The sequence below is a fragment of the Aminobacter sp. 01T433 genome (genome assembly GCF_056398585.1).
This window is the reverse complement of the sequence record NZ_JBFTPR010000015.1, coordinates 95,657-114,876: the sequence shown is the minus strand read 5'-3', so window position 1 is coordinate 114,876 and position 19,220 is coordinate 95,657. Positions and strand designations below refer to the sequence as shown.

The 19,220-nt window shown below is 54.6% G+C and carries 15 protein-coding genes; 8 read left to right on the top strand and 7 right to left on the bottom strand.

Going from position 1 to position 19,220, the window contains the following annotated elements:
* Nucleotides 1-149: 149 nt before the first annotated feature.
* From AC1DLV_RS23140 to AC1DLV_RS23120, 5 genes are all read right to left on the bottom strand, one after another.
* The gene (locus AC1DLV_RS23140) at nucleotides 150-470 is read right to left on the bottom strand and encodes a hypothetical protein (RefSeq protein WP_476802370.1); all 321 of its coding nucleotides are present in this window, start codon (nucleotides 468-470) and stop codon (nucleotides 150-152) included.
* Nucleotides 467-1,045, bottom strand: a complete 579-nt coding sequence (locus AC1DLV_RS23135; RefSeq protein ID WP_476802369.1) for a hypothetical protein — start codon at nucleotides 1,043-1,045, stop codon at nucleotides 467-469. Before AC1DLV_RS23135 ends, AC1DLV_RS23140 begins: the two co-directional genes overlap by 4 nt.
* A 212-nt stretch (nucleotides 1,046-1,257) precedes the next feature.
* Nucleotides 1,258-2,124 carry a hypothetical protein gene (locus AC1DLV_RS23130; RefSeq protein ID WP_476802368.1) on the bottom strand — a complete coding sequence of 289 codons (867 nt, stop codon included), beginning with the start codon at nucleotides 2,122-2,124 and terminating at the stop codon, nucleotides 1,258-1,260.
* A 21-nt stretch (nucleotides 2,125-2,145) separates the two neighbouring features.
* Nucleotides 2,146-3,006, bottom strand: coding sequence for a hypothetical protein (locus tag AC1DLV_RS23125; RefSeq protein WP_476802367.1), 861 nt, complete (start codon nucleotides 3,004-3,006; stop codon nucleotides 2,146-2,148).
* Between the two features lie 50 nt (nucleotides 3,007-3,056).
* Nucleotides 3,057-3,518 carry a hypothetical protein gene (locus AC1DLV_RS23120; protein ID WP_476802366.1) on the bottom strand — a complete coding sequence of 154 codons (462 nt, stop codon included), beginning with the start codon at nucleotides 3,516-3,518 and terminating at the stop codon, nucleotides 3,057-3,059.
* 166 nt (nucleotides 3,519-3,684) lie between these two features.
* On the opposite strand from AC1DLV_RS23120, the gene AC1DLV_RS23115 reads away from it, so the two are divergent.
* The 7 genes from AC1DLV_RS23115 to AC1DLV_RS23085 all read left to right on the top strand — a co-directional run bounded on the left by AC1DLV_RS23115 (nucleotide 3,685) and on the right by AC1DLV_RS23085 (nucleotide 7,998).
* On the top strand, nucleotides 3,685-4,230 hold the full coding sequence (locus AC1DLV_RS23115) for a hypothetical protein (protein WP_476802365.1): 546 nt from the start codon (nucleotides 3,685-3,687) through the stop codon (nucleotides 4,228-4,230).
* Nucleotides 4,231-4,687: 457 nt separating this feature from the next.
* The gene (locus AC1DLV_RS23110; protein WP_476802364.1) at nucleotides 4,688-5,020 is read left to right on the top strand and encodes a hypothetical protein; all 333 of its coding nucleotides are present in this window, start codon (nucleotides 4,688-4,690) and stop codon (nucleotides 5,018-5,020) included.
* 27 nt (nucleotides 5,021-5,047) lie between these two features.
* Complete coding sequence (locus AC1DLV_RS23105) at nucleotides 5,048-5,413, top strand: hypothetical protein (protein WP_476802363.1); 366 nt, start codon at nucleotides 5,048-5,050, stop codon at nucleotides 5,411-5,413.
* Nucleotides 5,414-5,674: 261 nt separating this feature from the next.
* Nucleotides 5,675-6,031: a hypothetical protein gene (locus tag AC1DLV_RS23100; protein ID WP_476802362.1), complete on the top strand. Its 357-nt coding sequence runs from the start codon at nucleotides 5,675-5,677 to the stop codon at nucleotides 6,029-6,031.
* Nucleotides 6,032-6,118: 87 nt separating this feature from the next.
* Nucleotides 6,119-6,304 (top strand): hypothetical protein, encoded by a 186-nt coding sequence (locus AC1DLV_RS23095; RefSeq protein WP_476802361.1) that lies wholly within the window; start codon nucleotides 6,119-6,121, stop codon nucleotides 6,302-6,304.
* Between the two features lie 63 nt (nucleotides 6,305-6,367).
* On the top strand, nucleotides 6,368-6,622 hold the full coding sequence (locus AC1DLV_RS23090; RefSeq protein ID WP_476802360.1) for a hypothetical protein: 255 nt from the start codon (nucleotides 6,368-6,370) through the stop codon (nucleotides 6,620-6,622).
* A 50-nt stretch (nucleotides 6,623-6,672) separates the two neighbouring features.
* Nucleotides 6,673-7,998 carry a hypothetical protein gene (locus AC1DLV_RS23085; protein WP_476802359.1) on the top strand — a complete coding sequence of 442 codons (1,326 nt, stop codon included), beginning with the start codon at nucleotides 6,673-6,675 and terminating at the stop codon, nucleotides 7,996-7,998.
* Between the two features lie 101 nt (nucleotides 7,999-8,099).
* On the opposite strand, the gene AC1DLV_RS23080 is transcribed toward AC1DLV_RS23085, so the two are convergent.
* Together AC1DLV_RS23080 and AC1DLV_RS23075 are read right to left on the bottom strand one after the other, a co-directional pair.
* On the bottom strand, nucleotides 8,100-8,786 hold the full coding sequence (locus AC1DLV_RS23080; RefSeq protein WP_476802358.1) for a hypothetical protein: 687 nt from the start codon (nucleotides 8,784-8,786) through the stop codon (nucleotides 8,100-8,102).
* A 52-nt stretch (nucleotides 8,787-8,838) separates the two neighbouring features.
* On the bottom strand, nucleotides 8,839-9,957 hold the full coding sequence (locus tag AC1DLV_RS23075; protein ID WP_476802357.1) for a helix-turn-helix transcriptional regulator: 1,119 nt from the start codon (nucleotides 9,955-9,957) through the stop codon (nucleotides 8,839-8,841).
* A gap of 926 nt (nucleotides 9,958-10,883) precedes the next feature.
* On the opposite strand from AC1DLV_RS23075, the gene AC1DLV_RS23070 reads away from it, so the two are divergent.
* Nucleotides 10,884-19,211, top strand: coding sequence for a beta strand repeat-containing protein (locus AC1DLV_RS23070; protein WP_476802356.1), 8,328 nt, complete (start codon nucleotides 10,884-10,886; stop codon nucleotides 19,209-19,211).
* The last annotated feature ends 9 nt before the right edge of the window (nucleotides 19,212-19,220 follow it).

Sequence of the window (19,220 nt, the reverse complement as noted above, 5' to 3'; positions counted from 1 at the left end):
GGCAGCCTTGGCGAGTTGGGCGGTCGACACCGAATAAGACAAGAAGGAAATTGAAAAGGGGAGAAGGGCTAAGGCTCGAGGGCGGCAACCACTGGGAGGCAAACTGAGACATCTGCCATGCTGCTTTGGAAACCGAGCTGGAGAGGATGTCAGGCGGCCTCTTCGAGGGCCTGACGTTCCTGAGCAATGCGATCGGCATCGGCGCGCTTGCGGGCTTCAGCTTTAATCAATTCGGCTATGGCCAGCCTGCGGAGAGCCGCCAGAATGTGCACTGGCGGAGTCTGACGCTGGTGAAGAATGTTGATGTAGCTCGGTGTGACGCCGAGCGTGTCACCAATGTCCTTTGTCGCCAGCCCAAGCGAGTGCAGCTTAATAGTCAGTGCGCGATAAGCCTCCTGGCGCTCGATGCGGACTGATGCAGGAAGGGGTTTGCGGCCCCTTCCGTGGCGGGCATTTGGACCAGTTTTCATGCTGCCTCTGGTGCGTCTTCGACTTCTTCACGAAGCCGAGCGAGGCGAGATTCAATGTCCTCTAATACGGTTCCAGGAGTGGAGAGAGTGTAGGCAAGAATGCGAGCGTCTTCGTCGCCACCTGGCGCAAATTCCATTTCCTGATCGCCAAAATCGCGATCGGACCAAAGAATGGTGGCGCAGCCGTTGCGAGTTAAAATTTCAATTACAGGGCTGTCCAAGTTCAAACGCTTAATCGCAGAAGCTTTCACTTCGATATTAATGCCTTCGCTGATATTCAGTGTGTGATGATAGCCTTCGATATCGGGATCGTTGGCTTTTGTAAAAAATCCGGTCACGTAAGGATCTTCCTTCAAGCCTTCGAGCCAAGATTCCAGCACCGCGTGAATCTCATCCCGAATTCCTTCATCAAGAAGATACTCCGTGATCATTTCTCCGCAGCGATAACGTTCGCGACCAAGCGAAGAGCCTTCAAGAAATTCGCTGCGGTTTTCACCGTCTACGGTGAATGTCAGGATGTCACAGCACTCTTTCGGATCGTAGTCGGGACGAATATTATTGATTGATAATGTCATTGTGTAGATCCTTAATTGGTGAATTCAAAACTATTCTGAACTCTATACATTTATTGTTGCGTTAAGCGCTGCATATTGCAACAACTTAAAAAGCGAAAATTGCCAAAATTGTTTACTTTTTCAATTTCTTAAGCTTGGCTTAATGTTAGGCCTTAATGGCCAAATGCGGTTCACTTCGTGTTGCCGACACTTTGTGCGGCGATTTAGTAGCCTCACTGTGGCTTCGGGATGTCGAGCAGCCAACAGATCGGCCAGGACGACGCAATGCCCCTGAGTGCTTTCCTGATGAGGAGACCGCCGACGGCGCCGAGAGCCAGCAGAAGCCAGGCGCTCGCCGTCACAATCCAGTTTTCGATGAGTGCAAAAGTCTCGCGAAGGCCGCCCTTGGTGTTTTTTGCGATGGACATGCCCTGGCTAGATAGCCACACCTTCATCGTGCAGGCTGTTCGACCGTCAATCACTTCCAGCGTGGATGATCCGCGGCTGCAATAGTGCTCGATGTTGCGGGCGTTGCCGTTTTTCATGATGCTCAAGACGGTCGCCGAGTTGGGATCCTTCGCCAACTCGGCGAATTCAGCAGCTGCAATCTGGGCGTTGTCCCTGCCCAAAACGTAGCCACCAGACAATGTAAAGCCCGATGTCAGAACGACACCGAGGGCGCATGCCGAGGTTACGGCCCAGTTTGACCGCCTCTGGTATGCACGGCCCTCATCAATCCTGCTGTCGGCGACCTTTTCCACGGCTTCGGCCAAGGCCTTCTTTGCGTCGACAGCTATGTGTTCGATGGCTTTGGTCAGCACTTCACGGCCGCGGGCTTCCATATCGCGCGTGGCGGCCATTTTCATCTGGTCGGCCGATTTCTGGAAATCGACGATTATCGAGCGCATGCGGTTTTCGACATCGCGCGCATTCTTTTCCTGGCGGGCCCCGTAGAGCAGGATCGACAACGTGAAGTCGTCAATCCGCATGCCGATCGAGGCCGCGTAGCTCCAGAGAGATTCCGCAGCATCTGGATCGAGGCCGAACTCGCGGACGGCTTCGTTGAATTGCTTTCTCATTGTCGTAAGCGACTGATCCATATGGCCACCCCTCCTCAACCCTCAGAGGCCGAAGATTTCCTTGAGGGCGGGGGAGGATGCGATCTGGTCGACGATCTCTGAGCGAGCATTTTTGATGGCCCTGCGTGTGCGCATATCAATCCCCAGTGCCTGGCCATGGTCCTTGTCCGTGAGGACTGAGAATGGGACGGGCACATCGCGAACGCGGGCCATGACATCTTCATACACTGCCCCGATCTTGATCTCGGCCATGTTTCCAGCCTCAAGCATCGATCGGCGGGTTTTTGAATTCATCCAGTCGGCGAAGTGGGGATCCTCGCCGCCGACGTCTCCGTTCCAACGGTTCAGGATCGGCACGAAGAAGACGCCTCGATCGCCTCGGTATTTCGCATAGAGCTGCGCAAGGGACAGGATGGTAGAGTCATCGTCAGGCATGATCGGCGCAAAGAAGGTGGTGCTGATGCTTTCTTCACCCAGAAACTCGGTGAATTCCTCAGGCTTGGCAGTCGGTCGCAGAAGTTTCCCATAGTTCGTTTCCGAACCACCTGCCCCGTCGACAAGAATCCGCCTGGCACCGCTCTCGAGGAGCCCCATGATTTCGGCCGAACAATTGTCCATCGAGCGGAGATCTACCAGGCGGCATCCGGTCAGCGGATTATTGTCGGACGGGTTCAAAAGTCCGCCGTCGGCAACCCTGGTGCCGAAGCGCTCTATGAACTTGCGAACCTTCTCGTCACCATCGACGAGTGCTGTGCAGTCTTTATAACGTGAATCCGATCGCAGAATGTCTGCGAGGAACGATGCCGCGAGGGTCTTGCCGACGCCGCCTTTGTCCGAGGTCGTCACACCGAGGTTGATGTTGCGGACTTCGAATTCAATCTTTTCGTTTTCAGTTGTTGTCATTTTTTTGCCCCTCTCTGATTTTGTTGGATTTGGAAATCCGCCGGCGGATTTCAGAAGTCCTTGGCTTTCGGTATGGGAAAGCCCCCGGTCGAAGGCTTCACCACGGTCGGCTTTGGGATCTCAGGAGCGGTAGAAACTGGCTCCCATCCAGACGTAGCGGCTGATGTATGTCCGGCCTCATTGACTGCCTTTGCCTTGGTCGATTTCGACGCTGCCTTCCTTGGCTGGCCAATTCCCTGCCTTTTAAGTGATCGCTTGAACGCCGCATAAACGATCTCGATGTGTGTCCTGTAAGCGTTGTCGTCGTCATTTGGACGGCTGTGTCGTACATCGGGAAAGTCGCTGATAAACGCGTCGACCACGGCTCGATTCATGTACCCCTTCGCGGCCAGGGGTTCGAATATGCCCCGGTTTTCATCCATTATTTTGCGGACAGCCGACTTCCTAGCGGCCCCAGTTCGCACTGGCTTGGTGTACAGAAGTGCCGATAAGGCGCTCGTTTCGTGGCTCATTAATTCCTCCCTCATTCACTCGAATGTTGCTCCAACGAGTCTCCGTCGGCGGCATGCAAGTCACAAGTCGCATCATCGGTAATGGCTATGCAAAAATGTTATGCTAAACTTAATTCAGAAATCAAGATGCTTCGTCCGCCGATCAGAAGGGAGCCCAAAAGGCGTCATGGAATTTACCGGAAAGGGATCAATCACAGTGTTGGGCATGCGTTCCGCGGTGGAGCGGGAGGGTGAATTCGATGCTGTCATCACCATCGAAAACGCCGACGGGAATTTGCGGCAGCTGAGGGTCAACGATGGGCGGCCGCAGCTGGTGTTGGGGTTCAACGACATCGACTTTGATGACGGCGGGCCGCTTGTCGTCACAAAACATCAGATCGCGGACGCCATCGCCTTTTCTAAGGAAATTGAAGAAGGAATGAGTTTGTTGGTTCATTGCCATGCCGGGAGATGCAGATCCCCTGCAGTCGCGCTTGCAATTCTCGCCGATCGGCTCGGCCCAGGGCGCGAAGAAGCAGCAGTTGAAGAGATGCTGCGCATAGCACCGCGAGCAGCTCCGAACCTGGTGGTCCTCAGGCTGGCCGACCAAATTCTGGGCCGTGAGGGCAAGCTGATTGCCGCCTGGATGTACCAATACGAAAACACTGAAGAGATTGCCCGACTTCGGCGGCTGAAGAGGGAAATCTATCTCAGAAAGATATCGGCCCTTTAACTCCTGTCCACATATTCCCCCGCCGAAACACAAAAAATCGAGACAGCCAGATTGACCAACAAATACGTAACTCTGAACTTTGAGCTCGACGACGAATAAGTCGAGGAATTCAAGGCGAAAGCGTTAGTCACCGGGCTGCCTGAAGACGGTCTCGTCGTCCTCGAGGCGACCGCCAAGGCCATCGAGAACGGCAACATCAACGCTGCCGAACTGCTGAGCGGCCAGGACATGCTCATCGCGATTGCCGAGAAACTTGAATTCCGGGGCGACGATCCAGACGTCGTTGAAGAGATGGTGAACAAGCTACGTGTGCTCTCAAATTTTGCGACAACGCGGCTTGTACCGGTGTCGCCTCCAGAGGCTCCCTTGGACTGAAAGCGGGCTTGTTCCATGCTGCCGCCTGGACCACACTTGTTGTGATGCACAAGCAGCAGGGGGCACCTGTAGAGGAGGGGATATGGCTGTTAAAGATGTGGAGGAAGAACCAGCAGTCACGCTGACGCGATGGACTATCATCCGCACCGCTGACCGCGGCGAGTTCCATTTTGTTGGCTTCAAAAGCGATGGGAAGGCGCGTGTTTCGTCGGCGCTTTCCGACTTCTGCATGACGGGTATGACGGGACGCACCAGCAGCGGGCGTCAATACACCCTTGGTGGTGACCCTGAATTGAACCCGCTGACCGCACGTCTGATCGTAGCGAAGGCATGGGGGGCAAATCTAGTCGACCTTGTTACTCCCGTCGATCCAGCGCTGGCAGCCGCCATGTCGCCCGCCATGGGCAGAGCCTAAAGCCAAGAAACATGGAGGAACTTGACGATGAATTCTATTCAAAGACGCTATGCACAATTATTTGATGCCGCTCAGAACGAGGCAAGTCGCCTCCTAGCCTTAGATAATGTAATCCTGAACGCAGTGGATGGGATTGCCCCATACCATGCCTTGGACATCGATTTTGAGCGCAACAATGTTGGGATCCACTCTTCGTATGTCGGCCATCTCGAGCCATTTGAGATCGAGGTCCTGAGGATCAGGTTGCCGGAACGAGCCGCTACGCACAGTGTCGCCAAAGCGCTAAATTCCCCGGAATTCGAAGCTCTCGTTGACGCCTATGACGGGCTTCTTTTCGGGGACTATTCGTCGGAAGTCGTCGCTCCATATGTAAGAAAATTCGCCGACAGTTAAGAGTCATCGGTCGATTTTCTCGCAGATTGCGTGGAGAGAATTAAACAATCCGCAAAAATTCGCGAAAATATACGACTTATGCTTTTCTGAGATACGCCCGCGTAATGTGCGGTTGTAAACATTATTGCCATTTCCGTTTAATTTATTTGAAAATATGGAAATTTCCCTCTTGTGCCTGTCGCCGTTAGCGGCGACCATTAACTCATGGAAGTCAGAAATGGTTCTGAATTCAAAGAGTTGGCGCACAGGAGGCGCAAGAAAATGTCTCAGTTTGAAATGGGTTACAACAACGTCCGCAGCATGATCAACGAGGCGGTTGAAGGCGATCAAGACGCCATCGTGATCCATGGGTGCGGAAATAAGGGCCTTAAGAACGACGACGCCGACACTATGCTGGCTCACGCGGCCGACGTCATTGGCAGCTCGTACGACATCTCAAATGGGTTGTACTACATCACTGATGCCGCTCTCGTGCTGGAGTATGCCGCAGCATCAATGTGCCAGGACGATGATGAAGTCGACTTCAGCGAAATTTCGGATGTCGAAAGCGCCCGGGTGTCTGAGATCACCTCCCGCATGATCGCAAACTTCAACGCAAAGCATTCTGAAGCGGCCTGAAGATGCCCCGCTTTATCTCCTCCTGGTCATGCTGGGAGGGGATCGAGAGGGACATCCTCTGCAATCATGCAATCAAGGAGACGTATCATGGAAAACGAATTCGAGCTTTGGTGGAACAGCGCCGACGGTCAGGGCAGCATCCGTATGGGGACCTATCTCAATGAGGAGGCCGCTAAACGGGCGAAGGTGCCCGCACTCAAGGAGTTGCTCGAGCAATGCGGTCCAGACGAAGACCGCGCGGGCATCGAGGCAGGCCATTTCTCTATCAATTGATGCCCCGCCATCAAGCAGCATTCGACAATGGAGATGGAAAGCAGCAACAATTTGGAGACCCCGATGACCACCAAAATTCGGTTCAATGAACTGCGGCAGGAGCTCGCGCTGCCGCTTGATCGCTTGGCTCCAATTCTGGGCGTCAGTTTTCACGCGGCGAAGGCCTATGGTTCAGCTGGAGATCAACGAAAGCCGCCGGCGGCAATCATAGAGAAGATGGAATCTGAGATCCTTAAACAGGCGATCGCCAGGGTTCGCAGGGCAGGACTGGAAGTAACAGGTCACGAGTCTGCGCCTGCCCATCAGCATTATTCTTGAATTTGGTTGGTTCTAGTATCAAGATCAGCTGGCTGGCCTGGGGGGATGAGATGCAAAATCTGTTGGTTTGCGCGAAATCAATCGCGATTATCGCTTTGTCGGTCCTATGTTTTTCAAACCTAGCCATTGCAAGCGGAAATAATCCGAAAGCTGGTTGGACATCGGCCAAGGTTATCCATGAGGCCTGCGCGATTGAACGTGAATACCAAGGCTTCAAAATCGGTATCGTTCGAACGACAGATCAATACCGGATCTTCATCAGCATACCCGGTAAGCAGATAGAAAAGGACAAAGAGTACCAAGCCAAGCTGTCGTTTCCTGCCACATACGAAAACAGGATAGCAGGTATTGGTATCTCGGATGAGACAATTCTCTTCAGCGATGTATTCCCGACGATATTCGGCAGTTTTTCGCGAAGTGCTAATTTTGCTTTCTATTTAGACGGATACACATATGGAGAGTTCGATCTTAAGGGATCGGGGGTAGCACTTGACTCTCTCGGAGAATGCAAGGCGCAGCTACTAGCACAAAAGAAGCAAGCCGATCAGGTTGATACCGTCCAAGTGTGGCCTCAAAGGCAAAAGGTGGACATCGGTCAATGTCCTATGAACACGACCAAATTTGAGGACGACCAATACGGAACAACGTTTGAAGTAAAACGGGTCGGTCGCAACGGTTATTACGATTGTAATGGCCAGATAGTCGATCAGATATCAGGTAATGAAGAATGTGTGTTTATGGGAGACACCGTACTCGAAGGAAAACTTGCCATTAGAAATCTAGACATTGCCATGGCTGAGAAGAAGCCACAGGAGAAAGATGTTTTTCTGACGTTCTCCCGAATTGATGGAGGTCCCTGCTGTAGCTGGAGTATCTCAGAAGAGGATGAGGCCACTTTCGTAGCCAATGGACAAAACTTCTCAACAAAGAAGAATAATTTCAGATGGTTCGATAGCCGCGAGATGATATCTGTCAAACAGTTTGGAATGAAAACCATAGACCCCGAATTATCAATTGGCGATAGCGGCGAGAAAATCAGAGCTCAAATTCAATTTCCTCTTATTGCGGCGAGCTGTAACTCGGAAGTGCTCTACGCTGTGCCAGATATTTGCAGGCGCTTATCAGCAGGGGAGGAGCTCTCGGCCATTTTCCCCGAGGGAAACGATGGAATTTGGTGGATCAAGGGGAACCGAATTCGGGGGCATGAGTACGACTGTGATATTCGACAAATCAAGGACGGGAAGGTCGACATTCACTGCGACATGGGTGATTTTGGCGTTTGGGATGAGAGCGCTACTTGGAAGCAAAACTCTGCGAGTATCACCGTTGGGGAGGGCACCCCGATCGCGACGACTTTTGTGAGATGTGATGGCTAGTAGCCTCGCGATGGGCGAACAAGTGATGCGATCGGCGATCTGGCGGCTTGAGGCGGCCATCACGATCTGTCCATTGTGCGAGCTTTGCTGGCACTTTCGGTCTATTGCCCCTGAGACACACGCATCCCCTTCGAACTCATTTCGTACTCGAAGAGATTCTTCGAGTAGACACCGTGTTTCATGAAGAACCGTTTTGATGCAACGAATGACGGGTCACTGGATGGTTGATAGGTGCCGGATATCGCCGATTTCCCGTTGATCAAGACGTCAACACCAAAACCTCCATTTCCATCAAACGTGAGTTTGACTTGAAGGCGATATGCTGTGCCGTCTCGCTTCAAGGATGGACCTCTGTATTGCGCCCCCCTCAGAGAGCGGTTCTCTACACATCCAGCCATTCCCTTTCCACGGGTGTAGTCACTGTCGAAGCGGAGGGTGTTGCCGCCAGTCCATCGAAGGCTCATGGGGGGAGAGCAGCCCATTCTCCCATCGTGAACCTGAAAGACGATGAATTCTTCCCTTGCAGCCGCCTTCATCGATATTGTGGTGTCGAACACGTACGTCACTTTGCGGGATATCGAAATGTTTCCTGTATTCAGCTCGGCGCGCTGATTGAAAATTCCGCCTGTGCAGTGGTTCTTGCTCGTGCGGAAAACATAAGTACCAGACTCGCGTGTTATCGATCCTGAATCGACGCGACAGGACGTCTGCCATGATATCGCTAGCGTGGCGCTAGTTGTTAATAAGAGAAGAAATAGTGCTGATACGCAGAAGAATAAGTTCTTCATGGTGCTCTCCATTCAGAAAGTTCGTGCGGTCTATCTGATAATTTGGAGCGGATCACATCGTCCGCGCATTGACCTGGGATCGGCCGTTGGAGAGCCTGGTGAGAAGCGCGACTAGCTCTGATTGCCGATGCGTTTCCGTCTTTGCGAAGATGGATTTCAACTGATTGCGCGCGGTCTCATAGGATACGCCAAGTTTGTCGGCCACCGTTTCAAGACCGTGTCCCGAGCAAATCTCTCGCGCCAGTTTCGCTTCGGATAATGTCAGCCTGAAGCAGTACTGAAGTACAGAGTCAAGCGGACGAGGTCTTGTGTCTGGATCATTGAGAATGACAATTGCTTGGCACGGCGCGAGCGCGTTGTAGGAGACTGCAGGTAGCCTCAAAGGATAGGCAACAAGAGGCCGCCCGTCATATCTAGGCAGCAGCACTGGGGGCACTGTGGCGGCCGTCTCCGGAGAACAGAGCAACTGTTTTAAAGATCGGTCGAGGGCATCTGTCGCGGTTCGGTCGTAGGACACCAAGCGTCGGTGGACAATCTGCAGTCCTCGCCCCAAAAGTCCTTCAGCCGAAGAGTTCGCGAGGAGTACATTTCCATTCCTGTCCAGCATAATGGCAGGCGTTCCGGTTGCGCTAAAGGCATCCAATGCCGCATCGGCCCTCGCAAAGCCTAGTGCTCGTGCAACTGCGGCGGCGGAACCCAGCTGCTTCGAAAGTTCCGCCAACTGTCTCATCTCGTCTGGTGTGAACGGACCCTGGAGGATGGATCGTTGCAGAGACAGCGCCCAGAATTCATCTCCTGCTGCGATCTTAACGGCCGCGTACCATTGCAAGCCAAAGGGCGCTAGGAATTCCTGGTAGTATGGGTGCTTTGCCATGTACTCAGGTGTCATAAGGTCGAGCTCAGATGTGACACCCCGTTGAGCGAGAAAGCTCATGAGTCGATAGCGCTCGTCGTGGTTTATCCAGCCGTCACGGACGTAGGCCTCGAGAACCGGAGCCATAGTACTGCTGTGTGGTACGAGTGGTAGGTGGCCCTTCATATCGAAGAGCAGGGCTCCAACGCTTCCAGTGGCCTTTTCAGCCACTTCCATCGCGGCATCCCACCGCGAGGGGTCAACAGCTGCTTCGGCAAACGCAATACTGATCGAACCAAAATCGAAAACTGCACCCACCTGCTATCTCCTTTGAACAAGACAAGGGCGATTGCGGCCACCATATAACCATAATGTACTTTGGATATCGAGTTGGTCTCGGTGGATTTGTTTGGAATCTGAATGATACTATAGCGACAATATTACTGATATTTAGTAGATTATTTATCTAGTGATTAGAGAAGTTTTAAGATCAATACAAAAAATGATACATTAAATAACCAATCTCTTTTCACTGGCCGTAATTCCATAGAATAGATAGATTATAATATTTAAGATAATTTAGGAAAATTTACGCAGCCTTCGTTCAAAAATTGGAAAATGTAAGTATGATAAGTAATTGTTGGGTATTTTTGAGTTGCATTGCTCAGTGTGCAATGATTGTCTAATCGAGGTAATTCCTTCGAGCACGACCATCTTTTGGTTGTAGCTACCCGAACCAATCTGTCCCAGGCACAGCCAGCAGTGCTTCCAATCCGTCGTTGTGGCGGATGCCAATCTGTGAAACGCCTTCACTCGAAAGTACGGGGGCCGATAAGCGCCAGTAACTGGGGGTCTTCGAAGGCGGGTGTGTCGACCAGAGGCGACTTCAATCCTCTGTTTCTCGCAAATAACCGCGCTGCTCGGTGGCTGTTCTGCCGTGTCCTCTAGTGCCTCGCAGCTATGAGAGAGCGGAACGACGACATTACCCAAATGGGTGTTTCGCGGCACGGCAGTTCTTCAGAATATGAGGGGCTAAACGAAACAATGACGGAAACCAGTTTTCAGGCGTTGGGGTGGACGAACTGCCAAGCGTTTTCGGACCTTATCCATTGGCTGCAACAGCTTTTGGCACATTCGGCGTCGTGGCGGACGATGCTTATCCTCCAAGGCAAGTCTTTTCTGCTCGTATCTAACGGTTTCAAACAATCGACAGGACGCGACTATCCAAGCTACCGGAGGGTGAAATGGCCGACAAATATGGAACCAATGGCATCGACGTCATCAACGGGACCGAGCAGGCCGATCTTATTTCTGGAGGCCCCGCAGGCGGCGATCCCACGCTCGAGATGGGGGATGATGTACTCAATGGCCTCGGCGGCAACGACACCATCCAGGGCCTGGGTGGAAATGACACGCTAAGTGGCGGGGACGGCAACGACACGATCGAAGGCGGAGACGGTATCGACACGCTCGTACTCAGCGGAAACAGCACTGACTATACCTTCTCCTCGAACCATGATGGCACCTACACAGTCGTCGATCACCGTGGCAATGGGGATGGTGTCGACATCATTTCCGACATCGAAACTGTCCAGTTTTCCAATGGGTCGCTTGGATTCCATCTCCTCATCGATCGGAATGGGGTTTCTGGCACCAATTCGTCAGACGACCCGCTCAACGGCACTCCCGACTTTGACAACATCTACGGTTTTGCCGGAGATGACGTAATCAACGGCCTTGGAGGCGAAGACTGGATCGCAGGCGGCGAAGGAAACGACGTGATCGACGGCGGTTCAGGGACTGACGATGACGCCAACGGTATTTGGGACGCGGTCGACTACATGCAGGACACGAAGGACGGCGGTACCCAGGGCGTCGTGGTAAATCTGGCTGAGGGAACAGCCACCGATACGTTCGGAGACACCGATACCCTTGTCGATATCGAGCGGGTTTTTGGCACCAACCATGACGACACGATGATAGGATCTGACCAGGACGAAGGCTTCGATCCGAACGGCGGAGCGGACCAGATTGACGGCGGCGCTGGGTATGACGAGTTGTTGTATCAACTCTCAACACAGTATGGCGGGACAAGCGGTATAGTAGTCACCTTCGACGATGGCACTCCAAATACAGGTGACGGAACGCTACGCGATTCCTTCGGCATGACCGACACTTTTACCAACATAGAGTCCATTCGGGGAACGGAATTCGCCGATGTGGTGGCAGGAGGAGCCGGATCCCAACGTTTTCGTGGTCTCGGCGGAATTGATACATTCGACGGGGGCTCAGGACCGGGCAGGGATGAAGCCGACTATGGGCGCGATATCAATTATGGCGGCACCAACGGAATCAATGCCGATCTCGAGAACCTCGACGCAGCTGGCTTTGGCCTCGTGATCGATGGCTTCGGTGCTCATGACCGGGTGAAGAATGTCGAACAAATCCGGGGTACGGGCGTCGCGGACATTATTCGGGGCGATGCGACCGCCAACTTCTTCTGGGGCGGGGCAGGAAATGACGTACTCGATGGCCGAGCGGGAAACGACTATCTCGAAGGCGAATTCGGAGACGATGTCGTTACGGGCGGTGCTGGCGCAGATGAGTTGTACGGTGGAGACGGCACCGACAAGGCGGTCTTTTCTGGGAACCGAGATGACTACTTTGTAAGCCAATATCCGGACGGAAGTCTGACGATAACCGATCTGCGGGGCGGATCCCCCGACGGGACAGACACCATCACCGATTTCGAATTGTTTCAGTTTGCAGATGGCGAGCGGACGCTGTCCGAACTTCTCGAAATCACCAAACCCACGATAACATCCAACGGCGGCGGGGATACTGCAGCAGTTTCGATTGCCGAGAACAGCGCTTCCGTAACTACGGTAACTGCGAGCGATCCAGGCTCAGGGGCGGCGCTGTCGTACTCCATCGTCGGTGGCGCGGATGCCAGCCTTTTCACAATCGATGATACGACCGGCGCTTTGAGTTTCCTGACCGCTCCCGATTTTGAGGTGCCGACCGATGCGGAAGCCGACAACCTCTATGAGGTTAAGGTCCAGGTTGGTGATGGTCAGGGCGGTATCGACACCCAGACGATCTCGGTCACAGTCACCAACATCGCCGAAACACACGTTATCAATGGCACTGAATTCAACGACAACCTGCCAGGGACAGCCGAAGTTGACATCATCAACGGCCTGGCAGGGAACGACACCCTCCGAGGTCTCTCCGGGGACGACCAACTGCATGGCGGTGACGGCAACGACATACTGATCGGCGGCCAGGGCCAGGATATTCTCAACGGCGACGAGCAGGACGATACCGCAGGCTACATCTACGAAGGCGGCGGCGGTGCCGTGACGGTCAACCTTGCAACTGGCGTCGCGACCGACACCTTCGGCCATACGGACACATTGGTGGACATCTCGAATGTATTCGGCACCGGCCTTGCCGACTTCATTGACGGCAAGAGCCCCGGAAGCGGGTATGAAGGGTTCTTCGGTTTCCGCGGCAATGACAACATTACCGGCGGCTCGGGCGATTCATGGGTCTACTATGATCTTGATGCAACCTTCGGTGGTGTCAGCGGCGTTACCGTGAATATCTCGGACACGACGCAGGGCGGGCAGGCGGCCAACACCGCGACGGACGGTTTTGGTGACACTGACACGCTGACCAATATCAACAAGGTTCGCGGAACCGCGTTTGCTGACACGGTTTTCGGTGGAAACCAGGACTTCAGCCAATTCCAGTTGGGAGCCGGAAGCGACTTTGTCGACGGCGGTGCTGGGACCGACCAGATCGACTACAGGTATGACAACGATGGCGGCAGCGCCACGCACGGCGTCTTCGTCAATTTCTCCAATACCGTGAAGACTTCCTTTCTTGGAACGACAGGGCCGAACTCAGCGATCGATCTGTTCGGCAATGTCGACACACTCCTCAACATAGAGGAAGCGCAAGGCTCCGAATTTGCAGATGTGCTGATCGGCGGAGCGGGAAGCAATTCTCTGTCGGGAAGCGGCGGCGATGACCTCATTGACGGCGCTTCCGGCGTTGACCAGCTGTACGGTGGCGAAGGCAACGACACACTCGTCGTCGGTATTGCGGAGACTGGCGAAATCTACGACGGAGGAACCGGGTACGACACGCTACAGGCATTATCGTCGACGGAGCTGCGTGGGGCCACGGTTGCCTCGGTCGAGCGACTGCTTCTTCATGCCTCGTCAAGTGTCTGGGTCTCATCAGCACAATTTGCGCCGGGCGGCTTTGCGTCGAACCTAGCTATCGAGGGGAACCAGCTTCAGAACAATCTGGCTGTTGACGTGATCGCTGGCGGTACGATCGACGCACGTGGCTGGACGTTTGCGAACTGGGGCCAGGGTTTCGATGTCGTCAATTTCCAGGGGCAGCTCGGGAACACGAATGAGACCATCTACGGCACGTCGCAAATCGACTGGATTAGCGGTTTCGGTGGAGCCGATGTCCTTATGGGCTATGCAGGCGACGACTCGTTCTACCTGCACGTTAATGGCTCTCCGGCCGGAGAAGTGATCGACGGGGGTGACGGATTCGACCGAATCGCACTTTTCGATTCAGTTGACGTCTCTCAGGCAAGCCTAAGTTCGATCGAACGCTTCGACTCGCTTCAATCGAACCAGACGCTGACCATGTCCAGCGGGCAATTTGGCGGAACCGGCATTTCAAGTACAGCCTTGTTCCTATCGAACGGTACTGGATTCAAGCTGGTCGTAAACGACGCATCGAATTTCAGCGCGGCCGGATGGTTAATGAGCGGTTGGGACGCAACCGATAGGATCACCATCAACGGCACGTCTGCTGGCGACACTGTGACGGGTTCTTCGCAAGCCGACACGATTAACGGCAGCAGCGGCGACGACGTTCTGCGCGGCGCTTCCGGCAGCGACACGATTGACGGCGGACAGGACAGCGATACTGCTGTTTTCTCCGGCCTCAGATCCAATTACGTGTTCACCGACAACGGCGATGGAAGCGTGACGGTGGCTGACCAGCGCGGCGGAGCACCGGACGGAGTGGATATCGTCCGCAACGTCGAATTTTTCCAATTTTCTGACGGGACGTTCAGTCTTGCGCAGGTGCACAATCAACCGCCATCAATCACGTCGAACGGCGGCGGTGAAACTGCAGCCGTCTCGATTACTGAAAACGACACGGCTATCACTACTGTGACCGCAACTGATCCCGATGCAGGGAACATGCTGTCTTACTCGATTGTGGGCGGACAGGACATGGCCAAATTCCAGATCGTCGATGGAACGGGTGTCCTTAGCTTCGTTGCGGCACCAAATTTTGAGGCTCCAACCGATGCCGGATCTGACAACGTCTACGAGGTGCAGGTCCAGGTTGACGATGGTCAGGGCGGTATCGACACCCAAACGATCACGGTCATTGTCACCAATGGCAACGACAGCGCGCCTGGCTTCACATCGGGAGCCGCCGCCAGCTTCGCGGAAAACGGAACGGGGGTTGCTTACGACACAGATGCAACTGACGCCGACAATCTCGGCGCGCTGACCTACAGCCTTTCGGGGGCGGACGCCGCGCTGTTCGCAATCGACGCGTCAACCGGTGAGGTATCCTTCCTCGCTTCGCCAGATTTCGAGAATCCGCATGATGACGACGGCAACAATGTCTACGACATTATCGTGACGGCCTCCGATGGTTCACTCACTACGAGTCGAAGCGTAGCCATTGCGGTCGCAGACCAGAATGAAGCACCAAAGATTGTCGGTGATGGACTTCCAGAAATCCTTGTCGCCAACCATCAAGGCGGACAAACCAATCAAAACAGCGGCGATTTCCAATTCTCGTCAGGCGGCTTCTTCGCCGTCAACGGTGGATATCCATATGGTATGGATACCGCTGACATCAATAATGACGGCTGGCTCGATTTCGCGGTAACGGGCGACAATGGGGTCGGCCGCCTTTACCTCAACAATGGCGACGGAACCTATACCGACAGTGGTAACCAGTTCCCTGCCCAGTTCCAAAGCCAGGCGAAATTTCTTGATGTCAACAATGACGGACGTCTGGAGCTTGCCTTCGTCAACATACACGGATCACTCGACATATACTCAAATGACGGAACCGGTTCCTTTAGCCTTTCTCAGCAGGTCTCAGGGGGGGCTGTCTCTGTTAACATCGGCGATCTCAACGGTGACGGTTACGCCGATCTCGTGCTCTCTATGCCATTCAATTCAGAGAAAATATTCTTCAACGACGGAACAGGACACTTTGTAGCTTCGGCGCAACAATTCCCGGCTGAGGAATCATATGGTGGTGTGCTTGCCGACTTGAACGGTGACGGTTCACTCGATCTGGTCGTCGCCAACGCTTCATTGCCAAGCAAGTTGTATTTCAATGACGGCTCCGGCGGAATGGTCGATTCTGGCCAGTCTTTCGATAGCGGAAGCGTGGTGGCCGGGGATCTCAATGAGGACGGCCACGTCGACCTGATATTCGCGGGTTCATCCGGCAGCCACGTCTACCTTAACAATGGGAATGGCACGCTTCTCCAGGCAGGCTCGATTGCTTTCCCCGTCAATCAGATTGTCGACCTGAACAATGACGGCCATCTTGACCTAGTTTCGAACAACTACCCCAACGAGATCAAGATCTACGCGGGCGACGGGATGGGCGATTTCGTTCTTGCCGGAACACTGACTGGCCAAGCAAACTCATTGCACGTTGCTGATGTCGGCATCGCGAGTGGTTCGATAGCCGTGGCCGAAAACACATTGACCGTGGCGAGGTTGCGGGGGTTCGACCCTGACGCGGGACAAACCCTGACCTACTCGATTGTCGGGGGTGAAGACGCATCTCAGTTTGCGATCGACGCTAATACCGGTCAGCTTTCCTTTGTCGCCGCGCCGAACTACGAGGCTCCATCAGACGTGGGAACCGAAAATGTTTATCAGGTTTCCGTCCAAGTCTCCGATGGCCACGGCGGCACAGCCACCCAAGTGTTCTCAGTCTCCGTGACCAATGTAAACGAGGCCCCTTCGTTCACGTCTGGCACAAGTGCTAGCGTCGCAGAGAACAGCGCGGGAGCAGCCTACGATGCCGACGCGGTCGACCCCGACAATCTTGGAGCGTTGTCGTACTCGCTTTCTGGAATTGACGCGGCACTGTTCAACATCAACGGGGCAACCGGCGTGGTCACATTCAAGACCGCGCCGAACTTCGAGGCTCCGGCGGATGCCGGAGGCAACAATGTCTACGACATCACCGTCACAGCCTTCGACGGTACAAATGGCACCGACCGCAACGTGGCGATCACGGTGACCAATGTCATTGAGGGCAACGTCATCAACGGCACGGCCGGAAACGACACCCTGACGGGTACCGCCGTGGTAGACATCATCAACGGCCTGGGCGGCAATGACACACTGAACGGTCTCGCCGGAGATGACGAACTCAATGGTGGTGCGGGAGATGACACCCTCAATGGCGGTATAGGCAACGACACCATGCGCGGTGGCGCGGGTAATGACGTCTACACCGTCGACAGCATAGGCGACACCATCGACGAAAGCGTCGCCGGATCGGATGGCATCGACAGGGTCCAGTCGTCGATTTCGTTCAGCCTCGCTGACCCGATACAGGTTCTGGGCACCGTTGAGAACCTGACGCTGACAGGCAGCGCCGCCATCAACGGCACAGGCAATGCGGCGAACAACATTATTATCGGCAACAACGCCGCCAACGCCCTCGACGGTGGTGAGGGCGATGACACGTTGGACGGCCGTGGCGGCAACGATGCCCTTGTAGGCGGAGCCGGAAACGACACGCTGATCGGAGGCGGTGGCAACGACACGCTCGATGGCGGCGCAGGCAACGACAACATGCAGGGCGGTGCTGGCAACGACACTTACGTGGTCGACAGCGCCAACGATATCGTCGACGAAGGCGGATCGGGAGGCACTGACACGGTTCTCGCTTCTATTACCATCAGTCTCGCCAATTCGCTCACCGTGCTCGGGACTCTCGAGAACCTGACCCTGACGGGAACCGGAAACGTCGATGGGACGGGAAACTCTGGAAACAACGTCCTCGTCGGCAATGGTGGGGACAATGTACTTGATGGCGGAGCCGGGACCGACACCATGCGTGGCGGCGCAGGCAACGACACTTATGTCGTCGACAGCAACAATGACAGGGTTGACGAAAGCGTGGCCGGATCGGACGGGATCGATACGGTTCGGTCTTCGGTGAACTTCAGCCTGGCCAATGCCAGCCGCGTTTTTGGGGCGGTAGAGAACCTCACGCTGACGAGCTCGGCGAGCATCAACGCCACGGGCAACGCTTTGGACAACATTCTCATCGGGAACAGCGGTGCCAATGTGCTGGACGGGGGACTCGGTGCCGACACCATGCAGGGCGGAAGTGGGAACGACACCTATGTCGTCGACAATGCCAACGACATGGTCGATGAGGCCGCGAGCGGATCCGACGGCACTGACACCGTTCGGTCGTCGGTCACCTTTAGCTTGGCAGACGTGACGCGTGTATTGGGCAATGTGGAAAACCTCACACTAACAGGGGCCGCTAGCACCAATGCCACTGGCAACGATCTCGATAACACCTTGATTGGAAACAGTGCCGCCAATGTGCTGGATGGCGGCGTCGGTGCCGACATCATGCAGGGCGGCGGCGGCAACGATTCCTATATCGTCGACAACGCCAATGACCTCGTAAATGAGTCAGGTTCGAACGGTATCGATACTATCTTGTCATCCGTCAGTTTCGACCTGGCCAACCCTGCGCAGGTGTTGGGCATCGTTGAAAACCTCACGCTGACGGGATCCGCCGATATCAATGGAACGGGGAATACGGCCAATAACGTGCTCACAGGCAATAGCGGAGCCAATCTACTGGATGGTGGAGCTGGAAACGACACGCTGGATGGTGGCGCGGGAAACGACACTATTCGCGGAGGGGCTGGAAACGATACCTATATCGTCGACAGCGCCAACGACACGATCGACGAAAGTGTTGCGAACTCAACAGGCACCGATACGGTCCAGTCCTCGATTTCGTTCAGCCTGCTGAATTCTGTCCGTGTTCTCGGCGTTTTTGAGAACCTGTCATTGACTGGCACCGCTGACATCAACGGTACGGGCAACTCGGCCAACAACGTGCTGATGGGCAACAGCGGAGCAAACGTGCTGGATGGCGGGGCCGGAAACGACACGCTGACGGGCGGCCTTGGAGCAGACACCTTCCTGTTTAGCACCGCCCTCAACGCCTCGACCAACCGGGATACAATCTCGGACTTCAATGTCACCGACGACACCGTGGCGCTCGACGACGCTATCTTCACGACGCTTGGTGGAGCCGGGACTCTGGCGGCCGAAGCATTTCACGTGGGCACCGCGGCGGCCGACGCCAACGACCGGATTATCTATAATCCTACGACCGGAACGCTCACCTACGACACCAACGGCAACGCGGCGGGCGGAGCGGTGCAATTCGCCAACATCGGTACGGGACAGGCCTTGACCAACGCCGATTTCACGGTGGTCTGAGACTGGGTG